The 20347-nt window shown below is 45.5% G+C and carries 16 protein-coding genes; 1 reads left to right on the plus strand and 15 read right to left on the minus strand.

The genetic code is table 11. The features are described from left to right. Window positions 1–670 precede the first annotated feature (670 nt). Both secA and L2730_RS19190 read right to left on the minus strand, forming a co-directional pair. Window positions 671–3394, minus strand: coding sequence for a preprotein translocase subunit SecA (gene secA, locus L2730_RS19185; protein ID WP_248976068.1), 2724 nt, complete (start codon window positions 3392–3394; stop codon window positions 671–673). Between the two features lie 59 nt (window positions 3395–3453). After that, window positions 3454–4353 carry a M23 family metallopeptidase gene (locus L2730_RS19190; protein ID WP_248976069.1) on the minus strand — a complete coding sequence of 300 codons (900 nt, stop codon included), beginning with the start codon at window positions 4351–4353 and terminating at the stop codon, window positions 3454–3456. Between the two features lie 27 nt (window positions 4354–4380). Between L2730_RS19190 and L2730_RS19195 the strand changes: the two genes are divergently transcribed. Then, window positions 4381–4833: a DUF721 domain-containing protein gene (locus tag L2730_RS19195; protein ID WP_248976070.1), complete on the plus strand. Its 453-nt coding sequence runs from the start codon at window positions 4381–4383 to the stop codon at window positions 4831–4833. Between the two features lie 7 nt (window positions 4834–4840). On the opposite strand, the gene lpxC is transcribed toward L2730_RS19195, so the two are convergent. The 13 genes from lpxC to ftsL all read right to left on the minus strand — a co-directional run bounded on the left by lpxC (window position 4841) and on the right by ftsL (window position 20344). Further along, window positions 4841–5761, minus strand: a complete 921-nt coding sequence (gene lpxC, locus L2730_RS19200) for a UDP-3-O-acyl-N-acetylglucosamine deacetylase (RefSeq protein WP_020912346.1) — start codon at window positions 5759–5761, stop codon at window positions 4841–4843. A gap of 177 nt (window positions 5762–5938) precedes the next feature. Further along, on the minus strand, window positions 5939–7123 hold the full coding sequence (ftsZ, locus tag L2730_RS19205; protein WP_220738205.1) for a cell division protein FtsZ: 1185 nt from the start codon (window positions 7121–7123) through the stop codon (window positions 5939–5941). 31 nt (window positions 7124–7154) lie between these two features. Then, window positions 7155–8390, minus strand: a complete 1236-nt coding sequence (ftsA, locus tag L2730_RS19210) for a cell division protein FtsA (RefSeq protein WP_020912344.1) — start codon at window positions 8388–8390, stop codon at window positions 7155–7157. 3 nt (window positions 8391–8393) lie between these two features. Continuing rightward, window positions 8394–9158, minus strand: a complete 765-nt coding sequence (locus L2730_RS19215) for a cell division protein FtsQ/DivIB (protein WP_248976071.1) — start codon at window positions 9156–9158, stop codon at window positions 8394–8396. Window positions 9159–9263: 105 nt separating this feature from the next. Then, window positions 9264–10733: a UDP-N-acetylmuramate--L-alanine ligase gene (gene murC, locus L2730_RS19220; RefSeq protein ID WP_248976072.1), complete on the minus strand. Its 1470-nt coding sequence runs from the start codon at window positions 10731–10733 to the stop codon at window positions 9264–9266. Between the two features lies 1 nt (window position 10734). Continuing rightward, window positions 10735–11832: an undecaprenyldiphospho-muramoylpentapeptide beta-N-acetylglucosaminyltransferase gene (gene murG, locus L2730_RS19225; protein ID WP_248976124.1), complete on the minus strand. Its 1098-nt coding sequence runs from the start codon at window positions 11830–11832 to the stop codon at window positions 10735–10737. Window positions 11833–11843: 11 nt separating this feature from the next. Beyond that, window positions 11844–13061, minus strand: a complete 1218-nt coding sequence (gene ftsW, locus L2730_RS19230) for a cell division protein FtsW (protein ID WP_248976073.1) — start codon at window positions 13059–13061, stop codon at window positions 11844–11846. Then, window positions 13054–14370, minus strand: a complete 1317-nt coding sequence (gene murD, locus L2730_RS19235) for a UDP-N-acetylmuramoyl-L-alanine--D-glutamate ligase (RefSeq protein ID WP_248976074.1) — start codon at window positions 14368–14370, stop codon at window positions 13054–13056. The genes ftsW and murD overlap by 8 nt, the downstream gene beginning before the upstream one ends. Window positions 14371–14384: 14 nt before the next feature. Beyond that, entirely contained in the window at window positions 14385–15467 is a 1083-nt protein-coding gene (mraY, locus tag L2730_RS19240) for a phospho-N-acetylmuramoyl-pentapeptide-transferase (RefSeq protein ID WP_020912338.1), read from the minus strand. Continuing rightward, window positions 15467–16834 carry a UDP-N-acetylmuramoyl-tripeptide--D-alanyl-D-alanine ligase gene (locus L2730_RS19245; protein WP_248976075.1) on the minus strand — a complete coding sequence of 456 codons (1368 nt, stop codon included), beginning with the start codon at window positions 16832–16834 and terminating at the stop codon, window positions 15467–15469. Before L2730_RS19245 ends, mraY begins: the two co-directional genes overlap by 1 nt. Next, complete coding sequence (murE, locus tag L2730_RS19250; RefSeq protein ID WP_248976125.1) at window positions 16831–18300, minus strand: UDP-N-acetylmuramoyl-L-alanyl-D-glutamate--2,6-diaminopimelate ligase; 1470 nt, start codon at window positions 18298–18300, stop codon at window positions 16831–16833. The genes L2730_RS19245 and murE overlap by 4 nt, the downstream gene beginning before the upstream one ends. Next, window positions 18297–20033: a peptidoglycan D,D-transpeptidase FtsI family protein gene (locus tag L2730_RS19255; protein ID WP_020912335.1), complete on the minus strand. Its 1737-nt coding sequence runs from the start codon at window positions 20031–20033 to the stop codon at window positions 18297–18299. The genes murE and L2730_RS19255 overlap by 4 nt, the downstream gene beginning before the upstream one ends. Next, on the minus strand, window positions 20030–20344 hold the full coding sequence (gene ftsL, locus L2730_RS19260; protein ID WP_020912334.1) for a cell division protein FtsL: 315 nt from the start codon (window positions 20342–20344) through the stop codon (window positions 20030–20032). Before ftsL ends, L2730_RS19255 begins: the two co-directional genes overlap by 4 nt. Between the last annotated feature and the right edge of the window lie 3 nt (window positions 20345–20347).

The following is a 20347-nucleotide window of genomic DNA, read 5'->3' on the forward strand; positions in this document are numbered from 1 at the left end:
GTGCCCACACAGATTTGCTTGTCATATTGTTAAAGAGCGTGAAGTCATCTTTCATACTTCGCCGAAGACGCTAGGTCGTTGGCTTGAGGAGGCGTATTCTACACTCTCCAGCGTCGGCGTCAAGCGCTTATTTTAAGAAGTTTTTCAAGCGATGTTTTCTTAACCACTCTCGTGAAAAGAAGCATTACCCGAAGCCCTTAAAGCGTTTGTCACCTGAATCAAATACCCGAAGGTTTTTAACTCTCTAACACCGCTGCAAGTCCCGTACTACCTAAGTAGTTGGCCTGCTGTGCCGTGTCAGTGGTTGCGCATTATAGGGAGATCTTGAGTAAGCGCAAGCGCTTTTTAACCAAATAATACCTTTTTTATCATGTTTTTAGTTAAGCACATTTTAGCCACTAGTTACCCTCAGAGTTATCCACAAATAATCGTGAAACGGCTATTTTATAGGCATGCGATCCTAATACCGTTATGGAGTACATTAATTAACTGAGCCTTTAATGTTAGCGGGGTTTTCAATTCGTGCTAGTCAAAGTGCTAGTCAAAGTGCTAAGAATTTTAGAACAGGCAACATGGAGCCCTTATTCGTTTATAAATACATTAGCTAATAATAGGCAAAAAAAAGGGCGACTTTAATAAGTCACCCTCCTATGTCTATTGTGTAGCAGTCTTAGCTTAGCTTACCGTGACACTGTTTGTACTTCTTACCAGAACCACATGGGCAAGGATCATTTCGACCCACTTTCTCACCTTCACGAACCTGAGGCTGAGTTGCAGCTAATGCTGCGCTCTCCTCCGCACCGACTATAGCTTCAGCTGCAGCATGTTGGTAATCACGACGGATCTTTGCATCTTCTTGACGACGACGCTCTTCCATCTCTTCAACATCAGACTGTGCTTGAACTTGTACTTTAGACAAAATACTAATCACGTCGTGCTTTAATGACTCAAGCATCTGCTGAAATAGCTCAAACGATTCACGCTTATACTCTTGCTTTGGATTCTTTTGCGCGTAGCCACGTAAGTGAATACCTTGGCGTAGATGGTCCATAGCCGATAGATGCTCTTTCCAAAGCCCATCCAAAGTTTGCAACATAACTGCTTTTTCAAATTGACGTAGAACTTGCTCTCCTACCATCTCTTCTTTAGCTTTATATGCATTAATCCATGTATCTACAATACGCTCACGCAATGTTTCTTCATGAAGATCATCTTCTTTATCTAACCACTCCTGCACAGGCAAGACCATAGAGTACTCTTGCTGCAAGCGCTGCTCTAAACCAGCAACATCCCATAACTCTTCAACTGATTGAGGCGGAATGTATTGATCCATTAATTCATTGATGACATCAGTCTGAATATTAGTAATAGTATCTTTGATACTTTCAGCATCCATAAGCTCATTACGCTGTGCGTATACAACTTGACGCTGATCGTTAGCTACATCATCAAACTCAAGCAGCTGCTTACGGATATCAAAGTTACGAGCTTCAACTTTACGCTGAGCATTTTCAATTGCTCTAGATACCCAAGGATGCTCAATAGCTTCACCTTCTTCCATACCAAGTTTCTTCATCATTGAAGATACTCTGTCAGACGCGAAGATACGCATTAAGCTATCTTCCATAGATAAATAGAAGCGAGAAGAACCTGCATCACCTTGACGACCAGAGCGACCACGCAACTGGTTATCGATACGGCGAGATTCATGACGCTCTGTACCTAGGATATGCAAACCGCCAGCTTCAACAACTTCATCGTGACGTATTTGCCAATCCGCTTTAATTTTAGCTCGTTGCTCATCGGTAGCATTAGCGAGCGCTTCGATTTCCATATTCCAATTGCCACCTAACACGATATCGGTACCACGACCGGCCATGTTAGTTGCGACGGTGACTGCGCCAGTACGACCCGCCTGAGCAACAATGTCTGCTTCGCGCTCATGGAATTTAGCATTCAAAATCTCATGAGGAATTTTTTCTTTCTTCAATAAACTGTGCAGTAGTTCTGATTGCTCAATTGAAACAGTACCGACAAGTACTGGTTGACCGCGCTCGCGACAACCAACGATATCTTTTACAATCGCCGCATACTTCTCTTCTGCAGTCAGGTAAACCAAATCAGGATTATCTTGACGAACCATTGGACGGTTAGTCGGAACCACTACGGTATCGAGGCCATAAATATGTTGGAATTCGAACGCTTCAGTATCCGCCGTACCCGTCATACCCGCAAGCTTCTCATACTGACGGAAGAAGTTTTGGAAGGTAATAGATGCTAAAGTTTGGTTTTCATTTTGAATATGAACGCCTTCTTTTGCTTCTACAGCCTGATGTAGACCTTCAGACCAACGACGTCCAGGCATAGTACGACCAGTGTGTTCATCAACGATGATCACTTCATTGTCTTGAACTATGTAGTCGACGTCTTTTTCGAATAAGGTGTGTGCACGTAGCGCAGCATTTACGTGATGCAATAAAGAGATGTTAGCTGCAGAATATAGAGAATCGCCTTCGGCCAACATACCACGCTCAGTCAACAAGACTTCGACCTTTTCTTGGCCTCGCTCTGTCATATGAACTTGCTTAGCTTTTTCATCGATAGAGTAATCACCTTCACCGATCTCTTCTTCAGTATCTTCTTTCTCTTGCTGAATAAGATTTGGGATCAAGGTATTTATCTTGGTGTATAGCTCTGAACTATCTTCAGCTGCACCAGAAATAATAAGTGGAGTACGCGCTTCATCAATTAAGATTGAATCGACTTCATCGATAAGTGCATAGTGCAAAGGACGCTGAACACGCTCGGCAGGTGAAAACGCCATGTTGTCACGTAGGTAATCAAAGCCAAACTCGTTATTGGTACCATAAGTAATATCGGCATCATAAGCGGCTTTCTTTTCTACTTGCCCTAAGCCCGCGACATTGATGCCAACACTTAAACCCAGGAACTCAAATAGAGGACGGTTGTTCTCAGCATCACGACCCGCTAGATAGTCATTGACGGTAATAACGTGAACACCTTTGCCTGTTAAGCCATTTAAGTATGCTGGCAAGGTCGCCGTAAGCGTTTTACCTTCACCGGTACGCATTTCTGCAATTCGGTTACTATCTAGGATCATGCCGCCAATAAGCTGCACATCGAAATGACGCATTTCGAAAACACGCTTTGATGCTTCACGTACGGTTGCGAATGCCTCAGGTAAAACGTCATCTAGGGTTTCCCCAGCCTCTAGACGTTCACGAAAGAGTATTGTTTTTGCTTTTAAGTCTTCATCTGATAACTGCCCGTACTCTTCCTCAAAACCATTAATTTTATTAACGACTTTACCGAAAGCCTTAAGCGTACGATCGTTGCGACTACCAAATACTTTTGTCAGTAATTTACCAAACATCTGAACCACTTCTATGTTGTTGGCCAAGTCCCTTTTAGAGCCTGAAAGCCTATTTTCGATTAACCTGCCTTGCGGTAGACATATTTTTGCGGATCAATTTGCTGTCCACCGCGCAACACTTCATAGTGCACATGAGGCCCGGTTGAGCGCCCAGTACTTCCCATAACAGCGATTTTATCGCCTTTAGCGACCACGTCGCCTACGGTTACTGACAAAGCTTTATTGTGACCATAACGAGTTCGTAGACCATTACCATGATCAATTTCAACAAGCTCGCCATACCCAAACATCTTGTCCGCCCACATAACTACACCACCTGCGGTAGCGACTACATCGACGCCCTCTTCTCCAGCAAAGTCGATGCCTTTGTGCATCGTACGTTTACCGCTAAAGGGATCATTTCGTAAACCATAGGGCGATGATAACCAACCTTTCTTAATTGGTCGCCCAGATATATAACGTTCTTCATCTATATGGAGATTAGATGCTACCGTTTCAAGTAGTGAGAGCTGAACATTATTATTATCCATTCTTAATACCAGCGCATCCATATCGGCTATGAGCTGATCGAGTTCGATGTTAGTGCCTAATTCACTCGCACCGCCAACACCGACTTCTGAAGAGAAATCAAATTGATCTTCTAATTGATTATTTAGAGCAACTTGCTGACCCAACGCTTCTATACGCGTGAGTTTAGCTTGCATACGTGCAACATGCGCCACTAACATCGACAATTGAGTCTCAGTTGCACTCTTTAAAGAGATCAACTCGCTTTTTTGCTCTTCACGAGCCAAGCGTTCACTGTCAGCATTGGTCTGTTGCTCTATAAGCTGCTTAGCATTGTGTTGATAAAGACCTGTTCCCGCAGCGATGAGCAAGATAGGTAATAACAACCAACGCTTTCCCGGTTGCCAGCGTGTGGCACCGTTTCGACCTTGAATAAAAACTGTTACACTCATAGCCTAATTAAGCCATTTTATTATCATATGAAAAAACCCCCACAGGATCTCAGTCAGCTACTGCATCAGCAAGGGAACATGCCCAACTTGGCTGAAAAAGCAGAACTGCTATTACACTTAGATAACTACGTCAAAAAAGTGCTTACTGGTCCAGTGATAGAGCAGCTAAAGGTTGCCAATCTACGCCAAGGTACCTTGGTCATTGAAACAACAACGGCGGCTTGGGCGGCAAGAATTAACTTCCAAAAACCCAAAATATTGCAAATGCTGCAAGCCGAAACGCTACCCATGCTTACCGCTATCGAAGTCAAAGTCAACCCAAGCTTGTTAATGTATGAAACAAAATCCAAACCTGCTCACAACCACATAAGTGAAAATGCGGCAGCTCACATTGAAGCTTTAGCTGAACATGCAGAAGGTACGTTGGCGGTAAAACTAAAACGGCTGGCTGCATTGGCCAGCCGTTCAAGGCAATCTTAATTCGTTATTAAGCGAATACGGCACCCGAAGGTACTGAGAAACTTACTGGAGCATCAGCTTCTTTTTCAAAGCTAACGATCTCCCAAGCATCTTGCTGTGCAAGCATTGCACGCACTAACTGGTTGTTCAGTGCATGCCCTGTTTTATAGGCACAGAACTCACCAACAATTGCATGACCAGCAACATAGAGGTCACCAAATGCATCAAGAATCTTGTGCTTAACGAACTCATCCTCATAACGCAGGCCATCGGGGTTGAGGACTCGATATTCGTCAAGTACAACTGCGTTTTCCATACTGCCACCAAGCGCAAGATTATTTGCTCTCAAGTATTCAATATCGCGCATAAACCCAAAGGTTCTCGCACGACTAATATCTTTAACAAAGGCGGAAGATGAAAAATCCATCACCATATGCTGTTGGCTGCGGGCGATCTCAGGGTGATTAAAGTCAATGGCAAAATCAACTCTAAAACCTTTGAAAGGTTTTAACTCAGCCCACTTATCACCGTCTTCAACACGAATAGGTTTAGTGATCTTGATGTACTTCTTAGCGGCTGCTTGCTCTTCAATACCTACTGATTGGAGTAGGAATACAAAAGGACTCGCACTGCCATCCATGATCGGGATTTCAGGAGCATCAACTTCAATAATGGCGTTATCAATGCCCAATCCAGCAAGTGCTGCAAACAGATGCTCAATTGTCGAAATACGAACACCATCGTCATTTACTAGCGCAGTACACATTGTCGTTTCACGTACTTGTTCAGCAACAGCTGGAATTTCAACTGCCGGTGACAAATCGGTACGAACAAGCATGATGCCAGTATTAACAGGTGCGGGTTTAATGATCAAAGTCACCTTGTTGCCGGAATGCAATCCGACACCAGTAGTTTTAACCATTTCTTTGACTGTTCTTTGAAAAATCATGTATTTACCCGTTTATTCGCTCAACAAAAAAGCACAAACTATACACTTTTTAACCGTGTACAGGCGATGCTGGTCGGATATCTTAGCATATCTTTGCAAATACACCAAAAACACACCCACGATAAGACAATACATTAGTATAGCCTTATAATAGTTAACACCTTATTAACATTCGTTTTAATCAGCTTGCTTACGCAAAAATGCTGGAATGTCTAAGTAATCAAGGTCGCTCTTTTTCTCTGCTGTTGGTGCTGCTGCCGGTTGAGTTGCAGCGGCTGTATTCCCGTGTGATAACGTTGGCGAAATTGGATCTTCCGCAGCAAAGGTTTCAGTACGAGTTTCTGCAGGAACAATCGGCTCTGGACGCGGAGCAGGCTTTGTTACCAACTGAATATCAGGCTTTTTCTCAGCGCCAATACCAGTTGCTACAACCGTTACACGCAGCTCATCTGACATTTCAGGATCAATAACGGCACCGACAACCACAGTCGCATTGTCAGAAGCGTAAGCTTTAACGTGGTTACCCACAGTCTCAAACTCTTCGATGCTCATATCCATACCGGCTGTGATATTCACAAGTACACCACGAGCACCCGCAAGATCGATATCTTCTAGTAGGGGACTTGCAACAGCAGCTTCTGCCGCTTCTTCAGCACGATCTTCGCCACTTGCTACACCAGTGCCCATCATGGCATTACCCATTTCTGACATAACCGTTTTCACATCGGCGAAATCGACGTTAATCAAACCTGGACGCGTGATAAGCTCAGCAATACCTTGCACCGCACCAAGTAGTACGTTGTTTGCTGCAGCAAAAGCGTCAAGCAGTGATGTACCGCGACCCAGCACTTTTAATAACTTTTCATTTGGAATCGTGATCAGTGAGTCAACATTTTTAGCCAGTTGCTCAATACCTTGATCAGCGAAAGTCATACGTTTTTTGCCTTCGAATGGGAATGGCTTAGTCACAACTGCAACAGTAAGAATCCCCTCTTCACGAGCAACTTCTGCCACTACTGGAGCTGCACCAGTTCCGGTACCACCACCCATACCCGCGGCAATAAAGATCATGTCAGATCCTTTAATCGCATTGCGGATACTTTCTTTATCTTCTTCAGCCGCTAGACGACCAATTTCTGGATTCGCCCCAGCACCTAAACCTTTAGTGACATCGCGGCCTAGCTGAATCGTTGTGCTCGCAGCTGACTTACGTAAAGCTTGTGCATCAGTATTTGTCGCTACGAATTCAACACCTTCGATATTGTGCTTAACCATATGTTCGACAGCATTACCACCACCACCACCGACACCGATGACCTTGATCACCGCTTCATCTGTATGACTATCCATGATCTCAAACATGGTATTTTCTCCGTTTGCCTGCGTTACTAAATTAAAACTCGCCTTTAAACCAACTTTGGACCCGATTCCAAAGACTGGTGACCCCTTGTCGCTCTGGACGCTCAAACTGACGTTCAATCACTCTGCGCGCACCATAATGAAGCAGCCCAACTCCTGTGGAGTAGATAGGCTGATCGACATATTCATATAAACCTTTAACTGGCAACGGTTGTGCCATTCTTACTGGCATCCCAAACGTTGCTTCGGCAACATCAACAGCACCTTCAATAGATGCAGTCCCGCCGGTTAGCACTATGCCCGCTGCAACTTGGTCTTCAAGTCCGCTTTCACGTAGTTGCTTTAGAATTAATTCAAATAGCTCTTGGTATCTTGGCTCAACCACTTCTGCCAATGTATGCCTAGACATACTGCGCGATGGTCGCCCTCCGACTGAAGGGACTTCGATGCTGTCTTCTCGACTGACCATGGAGCTTCGTGCACTGGCATGCTGCACTTTAATTTGCTCAGCATGGGATAGCGGTGTGCGGAAAATCTTAGCGATGTCGTTGGTCACCTGATTACCTGCAACAGGGACGACGGCACAATGGCGTAGCGCACCATTGGTATAAACCGCAATATCTGTTGTACCACCACCCATATCAACTAAACAGACACCCAGATCTTTCTCGTCATCGGTTAACACCGAGTCTGCCGAGGCAATAGCTGAAAACACTAGGTCATCCACTTTTAGCCCGCAGCGCTCAACACTCTTAGTAATATTCTTTGCCATATCATTAGCACAAGTCACGATATGTACTTTTGCTTCCATACGCATGCCTGACATGCCAATAGGGCTCTTAATTCCATCTTGTACATCGATGGCATACTCTTGCGGTAACACGTGCAAAATTCGTCGCTCAGTAGGAATCTTTACTGAGCGCGCTGTATGAATAACGTTGTCGACATCTTCTTGTGTCACTTCTTCATCATTAATCGATACCATGCCATTTTCGTTCTGACATTCAATATGTTTGCCTGAAATACTTAGGTAAACCGAAGAGACTTGGCAATCTGCCATTAACTCTGCTTGATCGAGTGCTCGCTGTACGCTGCGTACAATAGAATCAAGATCGTTTACACCGCCTTTATCCATCCCTCGCGAAGGGTGGTTGCCGAGGCCGACAATACTGATCTCGCCATCAGGCAATACTTCACCAATGATCACAGCAACTTTTGAAGTTCCTATGTCCAAGGCAACGATCAGATTTCTATCTAGATTCTTAGTCATTAATTAACGGCTCTCTGTTTGTGCATCATCCCAATCTACGGCCAGTCCAGTGTCGTAGCGCAAATCCACCACTCCTACCTTTTTATCTTGCGCAGCAAGCTTGGGGTAGACGTGGATAAACCTTTGTATCCTTGTCATACTATCTTCTCGGCCAAGCTCAAGCCTGATACCGTTATTTAACTCTGCATGCCATGCATGTCTTGCACTTAAACCCAAACTCTTCAAGCTAAATCCATTGATGGTTAACAACTCTCCAAGTTGCTGGTAGGTTGTCAACACTGACTTCCCTTGTGCCTCTGGCCCCGTCAACGAAGGCAAATTGGGTATCCCCTCTTTTGCTGGAGCATCAAACACATCACCATAGGTGTTGAGCCAAGCATCACCATTCCAATGGGCTACTGGTACTTGTTCAATCAAGTACACTTTTAACTTTGCAGGCCACTCGCGTCTTACCGATGCCTGATAAACCCATGGCAAGGCCTCCAATGCCTGCTGTACTTGATTGACATCTGCAGAGAAAAAGCTTCTTTGCATCAAATCTTGCAGTGCAACTTGAATTTCTTGGTCAGCGGTATAATTCCGCTCACCGTTAATCGCAACAGCTTCAATCGGTAACGCATCCGCATCATTCAATACTGCGTTGAGCTTAAAAGCCGCAGCCGAAAGTCCGATTAAAACACTCGCAAGAAACACTAACCCAAAGCATAAATACCAGTCGGTTTTTAACAGCAAAACTCGAACACGTTGGCCTTTATCGCTCCAAGACATCCTTACGCCCTCTTATTAGGTCGTGAAGAGGGAAAACCGGCCATTATATAGACCTTATCCTGAGCGTCAAAATTTGCAGTGTAACTCATTGTATATATTTCTAAGTTACCCATTTTTATCTTCAGCTTCTTTTGCGTCAAAGCCCAAATTTGACTGTGCCAAATTTCGTGATAACACGCCAATATTACCCGCGCCTTGAGTGAGAAGCAGATCACCATTTTGAAGTAATTCTGGTAATACCATTTGTAACTGCTCATTATTGGCAACAAATACAGGCTCCAGCTGACCACGGACTCGAATAGAGCGACACAATGCACGACTATCAGCCCCTGGTATAGCGGCTTCTCCAGCGGCATAAACATCAAGTAATAACAGGCAATCAACTTGGGAAAGAACTTCAACAAAGTCTTCATAAAGATCACGAGTACGACTATAACGATGTGGCTGATAGATCATCACTAATCTGCGCTCAGGCCAGCCCTGTCTTGCCGCTTTTATCGTTGCTGCGACTTCACTCGGATGATGACCGTAATCATCTACCAGTTTTATTTCGCCCCTACTGGTTTCAAAATCACCGACCTGCTGGAAACGGCGACCAATCCCCTGAAATTCTGCCAGTGCTTTTACGATAGCCTCATCATCAATGTCATCTTCACTGGCTACAGCAATTGCCGCCAAAGCATTTAGCACATTGTGTTCACCTGGCAAGTTTACCGACAGTTGCAGATCTGCCACGCCATTGCGCTTAACCGTAAATTGACTGCTATAACCAGTCTGAGTGAAACCAACCGCTTGTACATCAGCTTCGTCACTGAACCCATAGGTGACCACCTTTCGGCTAAAACGTGGCAATAGTTCACGCACAATAGGATCGTCGATGCAAACCACAGCAACGCCATAAAATGGCAAATTATGGATAAAGTCAACGAAGGTATTCTTTAGCTTTTCAATATCTCCACCATAGGTATCCATATGGTCGGCTTCGATATTAGTTACAACACTCACCATTGGCTGCAGATGCAAAAAGCTCGCATCACTTTCATCAGCTTCAGCGATCAGGTAACGGCTATGCCCTAAACGTGCATTAGTGCCTGCACTATTTAATAAACCACCAATAACAAAAGTAGGATCGCGATCAGCTTGTGCGTAAACACTGGCAATTAAACTAGTTGTAGTTGTTTTACCGTGAGTGCCAGCAACCGCAACACCGTGACGGTAACGCATCAGTTCTGCCAGCATTTCAGCGCGCTGAACAACAGGAATACGCAGCTCTTTCGCAGCCATCAACTCAGGGTTATCAGCACTGATCGCGGTTGAAACTACGACGACGTCAACATCCTTAACATTATCGGCATTGTGGCCAATATGGATAACAGCTCCCAACTGACTTAGTCGCTCTGTCACTGCATTTTCAGCGATATCAGAGCCACTCAATTTGTAGCCCTCGTTAACAAGCACTTCCGCTATGCCACCCATACCTGCACCACCTATTCCAACAAAATAGATATGCTTCACCCTACGCATTTCAGGGATCATGGTTCTTAGCTGCGAATACTTCTCTGCTTTGTTACTCATCTCAACCCTTTTCCGCTAATTTAATACAGACGTCGGCGACTCGTTGCGTTGCATCGACTACAGCCACGTCTCGGGCGCGCTCGCCCATTTTGCATAACTCTTTTCTGTCGGACGCTAGCATCGACAATTTACTTATCAACTTACTGCTATCCACTAAAGGTTGTGGTAGTAAAAATGCAGCGCCAGCCTCAACTAATACCTGAGCATTTTTGGTTTGATGGTCATCTACAGCATGTGGATATGGCACTAATAGGCTCGGTAGTCCAACTGCTGCAAGTTCTGATACCGTCAATGCACCCGAACGGCACACAACCACATCAGCCCAGCGATACGCAGCTTCCATATCGTCAATAAACTCAGCGACCTTCACGCTACCATCTTGGCCTAAGTGCTGATACTCAGCCTTAACCGATGCTAAATTGTTGCGACCAACTTGATGCCAAACGGTCATTGGATGGGTTTTGCTTACGCCCTCAAGCGCACCAGGCATGACATCGTTAAATATCTTGGCGCCTAAGCTACCACCCACTACTAAAACTTTTAGCGCTTCCTCTTCACAAGCTTTATCTCTATTGCCACCCAGTGCAATTAACTCTTTACGAATTGGGTTACCAACAGTTTCAGCACTCACATCGGTAAATGTGTCAGGGAATGCACACAGCACTTCAGTAGCGACCTTAGATAAAAGCTTATTGGTCATCCCTGGAATGGCGTTTTGCTCATGCAAAACTAATGGAATACCTGATAATCTTGCTGCCACTCCACCGGGGCCACTGGCAAAGCCGCCCATGCCCATCACCACATCAGGTTTAAAATCTTGGATCACTGAGCGAGCCTGCATAACTGAGCGCAGGATCTTAAATGGAGCAGCCAATTTACGTAATAAACCGTTTCCTCGAACCCCCTTGATATCGAGAAAATCGATATCAAAGCCGTGTTGCGGTACTAATCTCGCCTCCATTCTATCGGCAGTACCTAACCAGCGTACCTTCCAGCCCTGCTGGGTTAGGTATTTAGCAACCGCAAGCGCAGGAAAAACATGGCCGCCAGTGCCGCCGGCCATAATTAAAATGCGCTTCTGTTGTACTTGCTCAGTCATTAATTCACTCATTATTTTGGACCTCGGCCTTCAACGGCTTGGATCACACTTAATCGTCTTTCGTAATCAATTCGGATCAACATCATCGCTGCTGCCGTCATAACCCATAAACTACTACCACCATAGCTAATGAATGGCAGGGTCAAACCTTTTGTGGGTAACATGCCAATACTTGCCCCCACATTAACCACCGTTTGAAAGCAGATCCAAATACCAATGCCGTAGGCAAGGTAGCCATCAAATGCACGCTCAAGCGATAAGCACATGTTACCTAGCTTAATCGCTCTCAAAGCGACAAACAGCAGCACCGCAAGCACCACGATAATGCCGATAAATCCTAATTCCTCACCAATAACGGCAAAGATAAAATCGGTGTGAGCTTCAGGCAGATACTCTAATTTCTGAATACTATTTCCTAAACCTTGTCCAAACCAGTCGCCACGCCCATAAGCCATCAATGATTGGGTTAGCTGATAGCCACTACCAAATGGATCTTGCCAAGGATCTAAAAATGACGTCACTCGTCGCATACGATATGGCTCTAATGCCACCAAAGCCACAAACGCTAAGACTCCGGTCAGGATCAGCGCAAAAAAGTCTAATAATCTGGCACCAGCCAAAAATAGCAAGCCTACAGTGCCAACAAATAGCACTACGACGGTGCCTAAATCCGGCTGCATTAAAATCAGAAATGCATACACTGCAAATACAGCGATTGGCTTATAAAAGCCTTTAGCGTTTTCTCTAATCTCTTGATGACGCCTTACCAAGTACCCCGCCATATAAATTGCAAAAACGAACTTGGCGATTTCTGCAACCTGTATTCGGATCGGGCCAACAGTTAACCAGCGCGTAGCACCGTTTACCGTGGTCCCTACTAACAATACTGCGACCAGCATAATGCCTACAATCAACAGCAAAAATGGACTAAAATTTTGCCAATGGCGCATCTCTACTTGTAGAACGACTGCCGCAATTATCATGCAGCCCACTAAATATGCGCCATGGCGCCATACAAAGTGAAATGGATTGCCAGTTAAACTCTGCGCTTCAGGCATAGAGGCGGACATCACCATCACAAACCCAAAGCAGATTAACGACAATACCGCGAACAGCAATGCTCGGTCATACAACTGCATACCCGGCGCGGCTCTATCTGCAAATAAGTTTGCTAGCGACCACTTAAAGCGGCCACTAAACAGACTGAGCTGCTTCTCTGCGCTAGGCATTTAACTTGCCAACTTCAGCGCGAAAGTCATCGCCACGCGCCATAAAATTAGGGTACATATCTAAACTGGCACATGCTGGTGACAGAATAACGATATCACCTGCAGTTGAAATTTCATTGGCTAACGCTACCGCTTCAGCCATGGTATCAACGGACTGTGCGCCCTCTTTGAGAGCGGCAATTTTGTCACCATCTTTACCTAGGGTGATTAAACTGCTGACTTTCTCCAGCGCTGCTGCTAAAGCGGAAAAATCTGCACCTTTGCCGTCACCGCCAGCAATCAAAATCAATTCACCTAAGTGCTCACTCAAACCTTCGATTGCTGCTACTGTTGCGCCAACATTGGTTGCTTTAGAGTCGTTGACATAAGTCACTCCAGCAATATCGGCAACCACTTCACAGCGGTGAGTCAGCCCAGTAAACTGTTTAGCAACTGCGACTAAATATTCGCGGCCGATATCGACACTGCTCGCCAGTGCCATTGCCGCAATCAAATTAGCGTGGTTATGACTCCCCACCAAAGCAACCTCGCTTATAGGCATAATCACACTACTACCACGTACAATATTGCCTTCGGCAATGCCCCAAGCGTCAACTTCTGGTGCATCTAAACCAAAGCTATTTTGGTTCATCGGACTATTTGGTAACGTCAGCAGATCTTCTCGATTAAACAGTATGCTTTTACTTTGATCATAAAGATTCAGTTTGGCTTGTCGGTATGACTCCAAGTCACTGTAACGATCCATATGATCTTCACTAATGTTTAAACAGGTTGCCGCAATACAATTGAGGCTATGGGTGGTCTCCAGCTGGAAACTAGATAGCTCAAGCACATAAAGCTCTTTTGGGTCCAACAGCAGATCCAATACAGGAATACCGATATTGCCACCCAAGGCATAAGATAATCCTGCCGCTGCGGCCATTTCACCGACTAAGGTAGTGACCGTAGACTTACCATTTGAGCCAGTAATACCTATAACACGGGCGGAGCTGCTGGCGATCGCTCTAGCGAATAGCTCGACATCGCCAATCACTTCAATACCCATATCAAATGCAGCGCGTACCTCTGGCGTTTCAACAGAAATGCCTGGGCTAATAACAATCTGAGATGCTTGAACTAAGTAACGGCAATCAAACCCGCCAGCGATTAGCTCAACATCAGGATAAGCGGCAGTCAGTTTATCTGCACCTGGAGGCTGCTCTCGACTGTCCATCACTAAAGGAGTTATACCCTGATCACACAGGTAGCGAACAACCGATAAGCCAGTTGCTCCCAATCCTAATACTATGTGTGAATACTGCTGCGCCATGTTATATGTCCGTTTTATCTAAGCTTCAACGTTGCAAGACCAAGCAACACTAGGAACAGGGAGATAATCCAAAAGCGCACGATAACGCGCGGCTCTGGCCACCCTTTTAACTCATAATGATGATGTATAGGTGCCATACGGAAGATACGCTGGCCTCTTAGCTTGTAAGAACCGACCTGCAATATAACGGATACGGTCTCCATCACGAACACGCCCCCCATGATGACAAGTAAGATCTCTTGGCGCACTAATACCGCTATTGCGCCAAGTGCAGCACCAAGTGCTAGAGAACCTACATCCCCCATAAATACTTGTGCTGGATAAGTGTTAAACCATAAGAACCCAAGTCCCGCACCAACAATCGCCGTACAGACAATCACTAACTCACCCGCTCCAGGCAGATAAGGAATGTGCAAATAGTTAGCAAATTGAACATGACCCGAAAGATACGCGATCAAGGCAAATGCAGCTGCGACCATAACGGTTGGCATAATAGCTAAACCATCAAGACCGTCGGTTAAGTTGACCGCATTACTTGAGCCCACAATCGTGAAGTACACCAATACAATAAAGAAAGCCCCCAGTTGCGGCATCACATCTTTAAAGAAAGGTACCACTAACTGTGTTTCTCCAGCCGTGTCAGCTGACGCGTAAAGATAAACAGCAATCACAATGGCTGCTATAGATTGCAATAGGTATTTCCAACGGGCGATCAATCCCTTAGTGTCTTTTCGAACCACTTTGCGATAGTCATCGATAAAACCAATGGTGCCAAAACTTGCTAGCACAAACAGCACAACCCACACATAACGGCTACCTAAATCGCCCCAAAGCAATACACTAATAAAAATACCAGCAAGAATAAGCAGACCACCCATAGTAGGTGTTCCGCGCTTGCTAAAATGAGACTCGGGGCCGTCGTTTCGCACAACTTGGCCAATTTGCAATAACTGCAAACGTTCTATCATCTTTGGTCCCCACCAAAGACTAAACATCAATGCCGTCATCAATCCAAGAATGGCTCGGAAGGTGACATAAGAAAATACGTTAAACCCACTGTAAAACTGGGTTAAATACTCCGCCAGGTAAACCAGCATTAAACAAACTCCCCGCGACCAAAGGCCATTGTTAAAGCTTCAACTACACGTTCCATTCTCGCACTGCGAGAACCTTTGACTAAGATTGTGATATCGCCATTAGACTCATTTATATAAGCCACTAATTTCTCTATCAATTCATTAATATCTTTGTGGTGTGTAGTACCAAAAGCATGACTTGCACCTTCACTTAGCTCGCCAACACAAAACAGTGCATCAACACCTTTTGCTTTAGCTTCTGCGCCTAGCTCATTGTGCAAAAGGGCGGCATTGTCGCCTAATTCTCCTAAATCGCCCAGCACTAAACACCGATTTCCGTTAATTTCTTGAAGCCAGTCAATCGCCGCACCTACCGAGGCGGGGTTAGCATTATAGCTATCATCAATTACCGTTACTCTGCCTAAACGAGTTGGCAACATTCTGCCCTTGACGGGCTCAAGTAGGCTCAGTCCTTGATTGATAAAGCTTAATGACATACCAAGTGCCAAACATAGACTACTAGCAGCCAATGCATTAAGTACCTGATGGCGGCCAGCAAGCGGTAAAACCACAGATTCAACCTGTCCAGCATAGGAAATATCGAAGCTGTATCGCCCACCTTTATCCGCGTGTAATGCAGTCGCTTTCACATCAGCGGCTGCATCAATAGCAAAGGTTAACTGAGTTAAATGTTTAGATGCCGCTAACATCACTGCTGCAAAAGCATCATCGGCATTGATAACCGCAGTACCGTCTGTTGCAACGTGATTGAATATCTCAGATTTAGCCTTGGCAACTCCCGCTAACGAGCCAAACCCTTCAAGGTGTGCCGAGGCAACATTATTCACCATCGCGACAGTGGGTTTAACTAGGCTCGAGGTATAATCAATTTCTCCAGCATGATTAGCACCAAGCTCAAATACACCAAACTGATCACCAGCTTGTAAACGTAATAATGTCAGCGGCACACCGATTTCGTTGTTAAAATTCCCAGCGGTATAAAGCACTTGGTGTTGCTGTGACAAAATAGTGGCAACCATCTCTTTAACACTGGTTTTGCCGTTTGAGCCAGTTAATGCAACACAGACTGGCGCTAGCTTCTCTCGTACATAAGCGCCAATGTCCCCCATTGCTCGCTGGCTATTGTCTACAATGATTTGCGAAACAGCATCTGGGAGTTCGTGCTCAACCAGCACCGCCCTTACGCCATTCTCTGCAGCTGATGCTACAAAGTTATGGCCATCAAAGTTGTCACCTTTAAGTGCCACAAAGAGTGTTTGTCCATCCACAGCGCGACTATCACTCGATACCTGTTCTATCGACAAATCTTCTCCAAGCAACTTGCCCCCAAGGTGCTCAGCAATTTCAGTTAACGTTAGCTTTATCATGCTTTACCTTCCGCTATGGCTTTGGTAAATGCGCGTTCGTCATAATTCAATTTTTCACCATTAACTTCTTGGTAGGTTTCATGCCCTTTACCGGCAAGTAGCACCATGTCACCAGGTTTTGCCAAGGCAACCACTTCTCTAATAGCTGCTTTACGATTAACTTGAGATTGCGCCTTTTGCGGCTCAATAAATCCTGAAAAAACATCTGCGATGATATCTTCAGGATTTTCACTACGTGCGTTATCGCTGGTCACCATCACATGATCGGCAAACTGCTCTGCACTGCTTGCCATCATAGGGCGTTTACCTGAATCTCTATCTCCACCACAACCAAACAAGCACCATAATTCACCCTTACAGTGCACTCTTAATGCCTGTAAAGCCTGCTCGATAGCATCTGGCGTGTGGGCATAATCGACAACTAACGTTACATTGCCAGTGGTGGTAAATCGCTCCATTCGACCAGCAACCGGCGTCAGGGCTGACGCGAGTCTTACTATGGCTGCCATATCTTCACCCACAAGATAAAGTGCGCCCAGCGCTGCCACTAAATTAGAAAGATTAAAGTCACCTAATAGCGGCGATTGCAGTTTAGCTTCGCCTTCAGGCCAAACTAATGTGCACGTAACGCCACCATCATGGTAATGGCACTGCTTGGCATAGATATCCGCCTTGCTATTACCCTTAATACTGAAGCCTAATGTTTTTGTTGATGTAGCTTGTGCTAACCACGAGGCGCCGGTTTCGTCATCATAATTTATCAAGCCTGCACTCAATGAGCTGAAATTAAACAGACGTTGCTTAGCAGCGCCATAAGCTTCCATTGTATGGTGGTAATCGAGGTGATCGCGGCTCAAATTGGTAAAGACAGCGACATCAAAAGGCACCGCTTCGACACGGCCTTGCACTAAACCATGACTAGATACTTCCATAGCGCAGGTATCAGCATGGCTTTTTTCAAAATTTTGTAATTGCTTAATCAGGGTAATAGCGTCGGCAGTGGTGTTGCCACTATCGACGAGCTCGCCCCATAATCCATTGCCCAGCGTCCCCATCACAGCAGTTTGCTTGCTCTGCAGTTGCTGTAATTGAGCAATTAACTGCGTAACAGAGGTTTTACCGTTAGTGCCCGTCACTCCGATAATCTTTGGTCGTTTGCTCGACAAAGGGTATGCCTGCACTGCTAACGCTGACAGTTGACGGTTTAACTGGAAAAACGAAATTTGCAAACCATTATCGGTGCTAACTTTGCCGTGTTCTTCTGGCGAGTCGGTATGCACCAATACTGCAGCGGCACCGTTATCCAATGCGGCTTGAGTATACTGTCGTCCATCTACCTGATAACCAGGTACTGCGACAAAAAGATCGCCCGCTTTTAGCGCGCGGCTATCAAGCGTGAGATCATTGAAAACTTCTATGCCTGAATAGTGGAACCAGGGAGCAAGGAGATCTCGAATTAACATTATTCTGCACTCCTAGATAAAGCAGCCAAACGAACTTTTTCGCGGCTAGAAATGGGTTCAACATTCAACATTTGTAATGCTCCAGACATTACTGATGCGAAGACGGGGGCAGCAATATCACCGCCGTAATATCTATCGCCTTTAGGTTCATTAACAACAACAGCAATAGCAAGTCTAGGGTTATGTACTGGCGCAACTCCGGCAAAAATAGCCACATAATCTTCACCATAACCGCCGGCAACGGCCTTACGTGCAGTCCCTGTTTTACCTGCAACTGGATAACCTTCAATATGCGCCTTACGCGCGGTGCCGCCTTTCTCGGTGACACCAACCAGCATCTCCATCACATTCTGCGCAACATCCGCAGAGATGACTTGGGTACCTTCAGGCTTTTGCTTAAGCTTTAGAATCGAAGTTGGATAAAGCACCCCTTTACTTCCAAGAGTGGCATACATTCTGGCTATCTGTAATGGTGTAGCCATTAAGCCATAGCCAAACGACAGTGTGGCTCGCTCAAACTCAGACCAGCGACGGCGATCATGAATAAGGCCCGCACTCTCGCCTTCAAGATTAATCCCTGAGTAGTTACCCAATCCCATCGCCTGATAGGAGCCTAGCAACTCTTGTACTGGCATTGATAATGCAATTTTGGTCATGCCAACGTTACTTGAATGCACCAAGATCCCGGCTAGCGACAGGTCTCCATAGTTGCGAGTATCACGTACAATTTTACCGCCAATACGCATTCGACCGGGATTCGTTTTAATGATGTCGTCGAGCTTAATCGTGCCCGCTTCAAGCGCTGCTGCGACTACAAACGGCTTGATGGTCGAACCTGGCTCATAGGCATCGGTTAAAGCACGATTTCGCATCCGATAACTCTGTAAGTTCTCACGCGAATTTGGGTTGTAAGAGGGAGTATTAGCCATCGCCAACACTTCACCAGTATTCACATCTAACACCACAATGGATGCCGACGTTGCTTGGTTAGCTTCAGTGGCCTTTTTTATCTCTCGATATGCTAACTGCTGAATGCGTTGGTCAATACTGAGTACTAGATCATTAGGGCTTTCACCCTCTTGCACCATATCCAGACGCTCAACGACGTGACCATCACGTGATTTACGCACCTTCTGTTTACTCGGTGTTCCCGTTAGCCAATCGTTATAGGTATTCTCTATCCCTTCAATGCCTAAATCGTCAATATTGGTAATACCGACTAGCTGTGCCGAGATCTCACTGGTTGGATAATAGCGACGTGATTCAGGCTTAAGGTAAACACCAGGGAGTTTAAGTTTCTTAATGTAGTCAGCAACCGCTGGTGTGACTTGGCGCTTTAGGTAGGTAAAGCGTTTACGTGGATTACTTTGCACTCGCTTTAAAATTTTTTCTTTCGGCTCATGCAGCACGTCAGCAAGCGCTTGCCAACGGCGCATATCAACAAAACCATTTTCGTCATGCACGACTTTAGGATCAGCATAAACAGCTTTAACAGGCACACTGACCGCCAACATTTCGCCGTTACGATCGGTAATGAGGCCTCGCTGCACTTCGCGGCTAGTGGTTCTTAAAGTACGCATATCACTTTCGTGGCGCAGCTTTTCTGGCTCAATAATCTGAATATATGCCGCTCGACCGATAAGGCTGGTAAATAGCATGCAAACAAACGCCACAACAACGTATAAACGCCATTGGATCAGCTGTGGTTTCTGTTTGCGCTTTGCCTGTTTACTCATGGGACTCTAACTACCACCTCTTCTTTGGGTAAAGGACGCCTCATATCGAGCTCTTTAGTCGCCATCCGGGTAACTCTGCTATGCTCTGAGCGAGACTGCTCTTCAAGTAACAAGTTTCGCCATTCAATGTCTAATCGATCACGCTCTTGTAGCAACTGCTCCCACTGGCTGGTGTACTTTCGTCCTTCATAACTGGTGTAAACCACGGCTATTGCATTGAGCATGACGAGCAGTGCAACCACCATGACCCATTTGTGATGCCATAAATCGAGCAACACAATACGAGTTAGGTTTAGCTGCGACTTACTCACCGA

This window comes from Shewanella kaireitica, from assembly GCF_023284045.1.
GTDB lineage: Bacteria > Pseudomonadota > Gammaproteobacteria > Enterobacterales > Shewanellaceae > Shewanella > Shewanella kaireitica.

What these genes read in the sequence shown, in the direction of transcription:
- secA (WP_248976068.1), bottom strand. Translation starts at nt 3,394, where the DNA reads ATGTTTGGTAAATTACTGACAAAAGTATTTGGTAGTCGCAACGATCGT.
- L2730_RS19190 (WP_248976069.1), bottom strand. Translation starts at nt 4,353, where the DNA reads ATGAGTGTAACAGTTTTTATTCAAGGTCGAAACGGTGCCACACGCTGG.
- L2730_RS19195 (WP_248976070.1), top strand. Translation starts at nt 4,381, where the DNA reads ATGAAAAAACCCCCACAGGATCTCAGTCAGCTACTGCATCAGCAAGGG.
- lpxC (WP_020912346.1), bottom strand. Translation starts at nt 5,761, where the DNA reads ATGATTTTTCAAAGAACAGTCAAAGAAATGGTTAAAACTACTGGTGTC.
- ftsZ (WP_220738205.1), bottom strand. Translation starts at nt 7,123, where the DNA reads ATGTTTGAGATCATGGATAGTCATACAGATGAAGCGGTGATCAAGGTC.
- ftsA (WP_020912344.1), bottom strand. Translation starts at nt 8,390, where the DNA reads ATGACTAAGAATCTAGATAGAAATCTGATCGTTGCCTTGGACATAGGA.
- L2730_RS19215 (WP_248976071.1), bottom strand. Translation starts at nt 9,158, where the DNA reads ATGTCTTGGAGCGATAAAGGCCAACGTGTTCGAGTTTTGCTGTTAAAA.
- murC (WP_248976072.1), bottom strand. Translation starts at nt 10,733, where the DNA reads ATGAGTAACAAAGCAGAGAAGTATTCGCAGCTAAGAACCATGATCCCT.
- murG (WP_248976124.1), bottom strand. Translation starts at nt 11,832, where the DNA reads ATGACTGAGCAAGTACAACAGAAGCGCATTTTAATTATGGCCGGCGGC.
- ftsW (WP_248976073.1), bottom strand. Translation starts at nt 13,061, where the DNA reads ATGCCTAGCGCAGAGAAGCAGCTCAGTCTGTTTAGTGGCCGCTTTAAG.
- murD (WP_248976074.1), bottom strand. Translation starts at nt 14,370, where the DNA reads ATGGCGCAGCAGTATTCACACATAGTATTAGGATTGGGAGCAACTGGC.
- mraY (WP_020912338.1), bottom strand. Translation starts at nt 15,467, where the DNA reads ATGCTGGTTTACCTGGCGGAGTATTTAACCCAGTTTTACAGTGGGTTT.
- L2730_RS19245 (WP_248976075.1), bottom strand. Translation starts at nt 16,834, where the DNA reads ATGATAAAGCTAACGTTAACTGAAATTGCTGAGCACCTTGGGGGCAAG.
- L2730_RS19255 (WP_020912335.1), bottom strand. Translation starts at nt 20,033, where the DNA reads ATGAGTAAACAGGCAAAGCGCAAACAGAAACCACAGCTGATCCAATGG.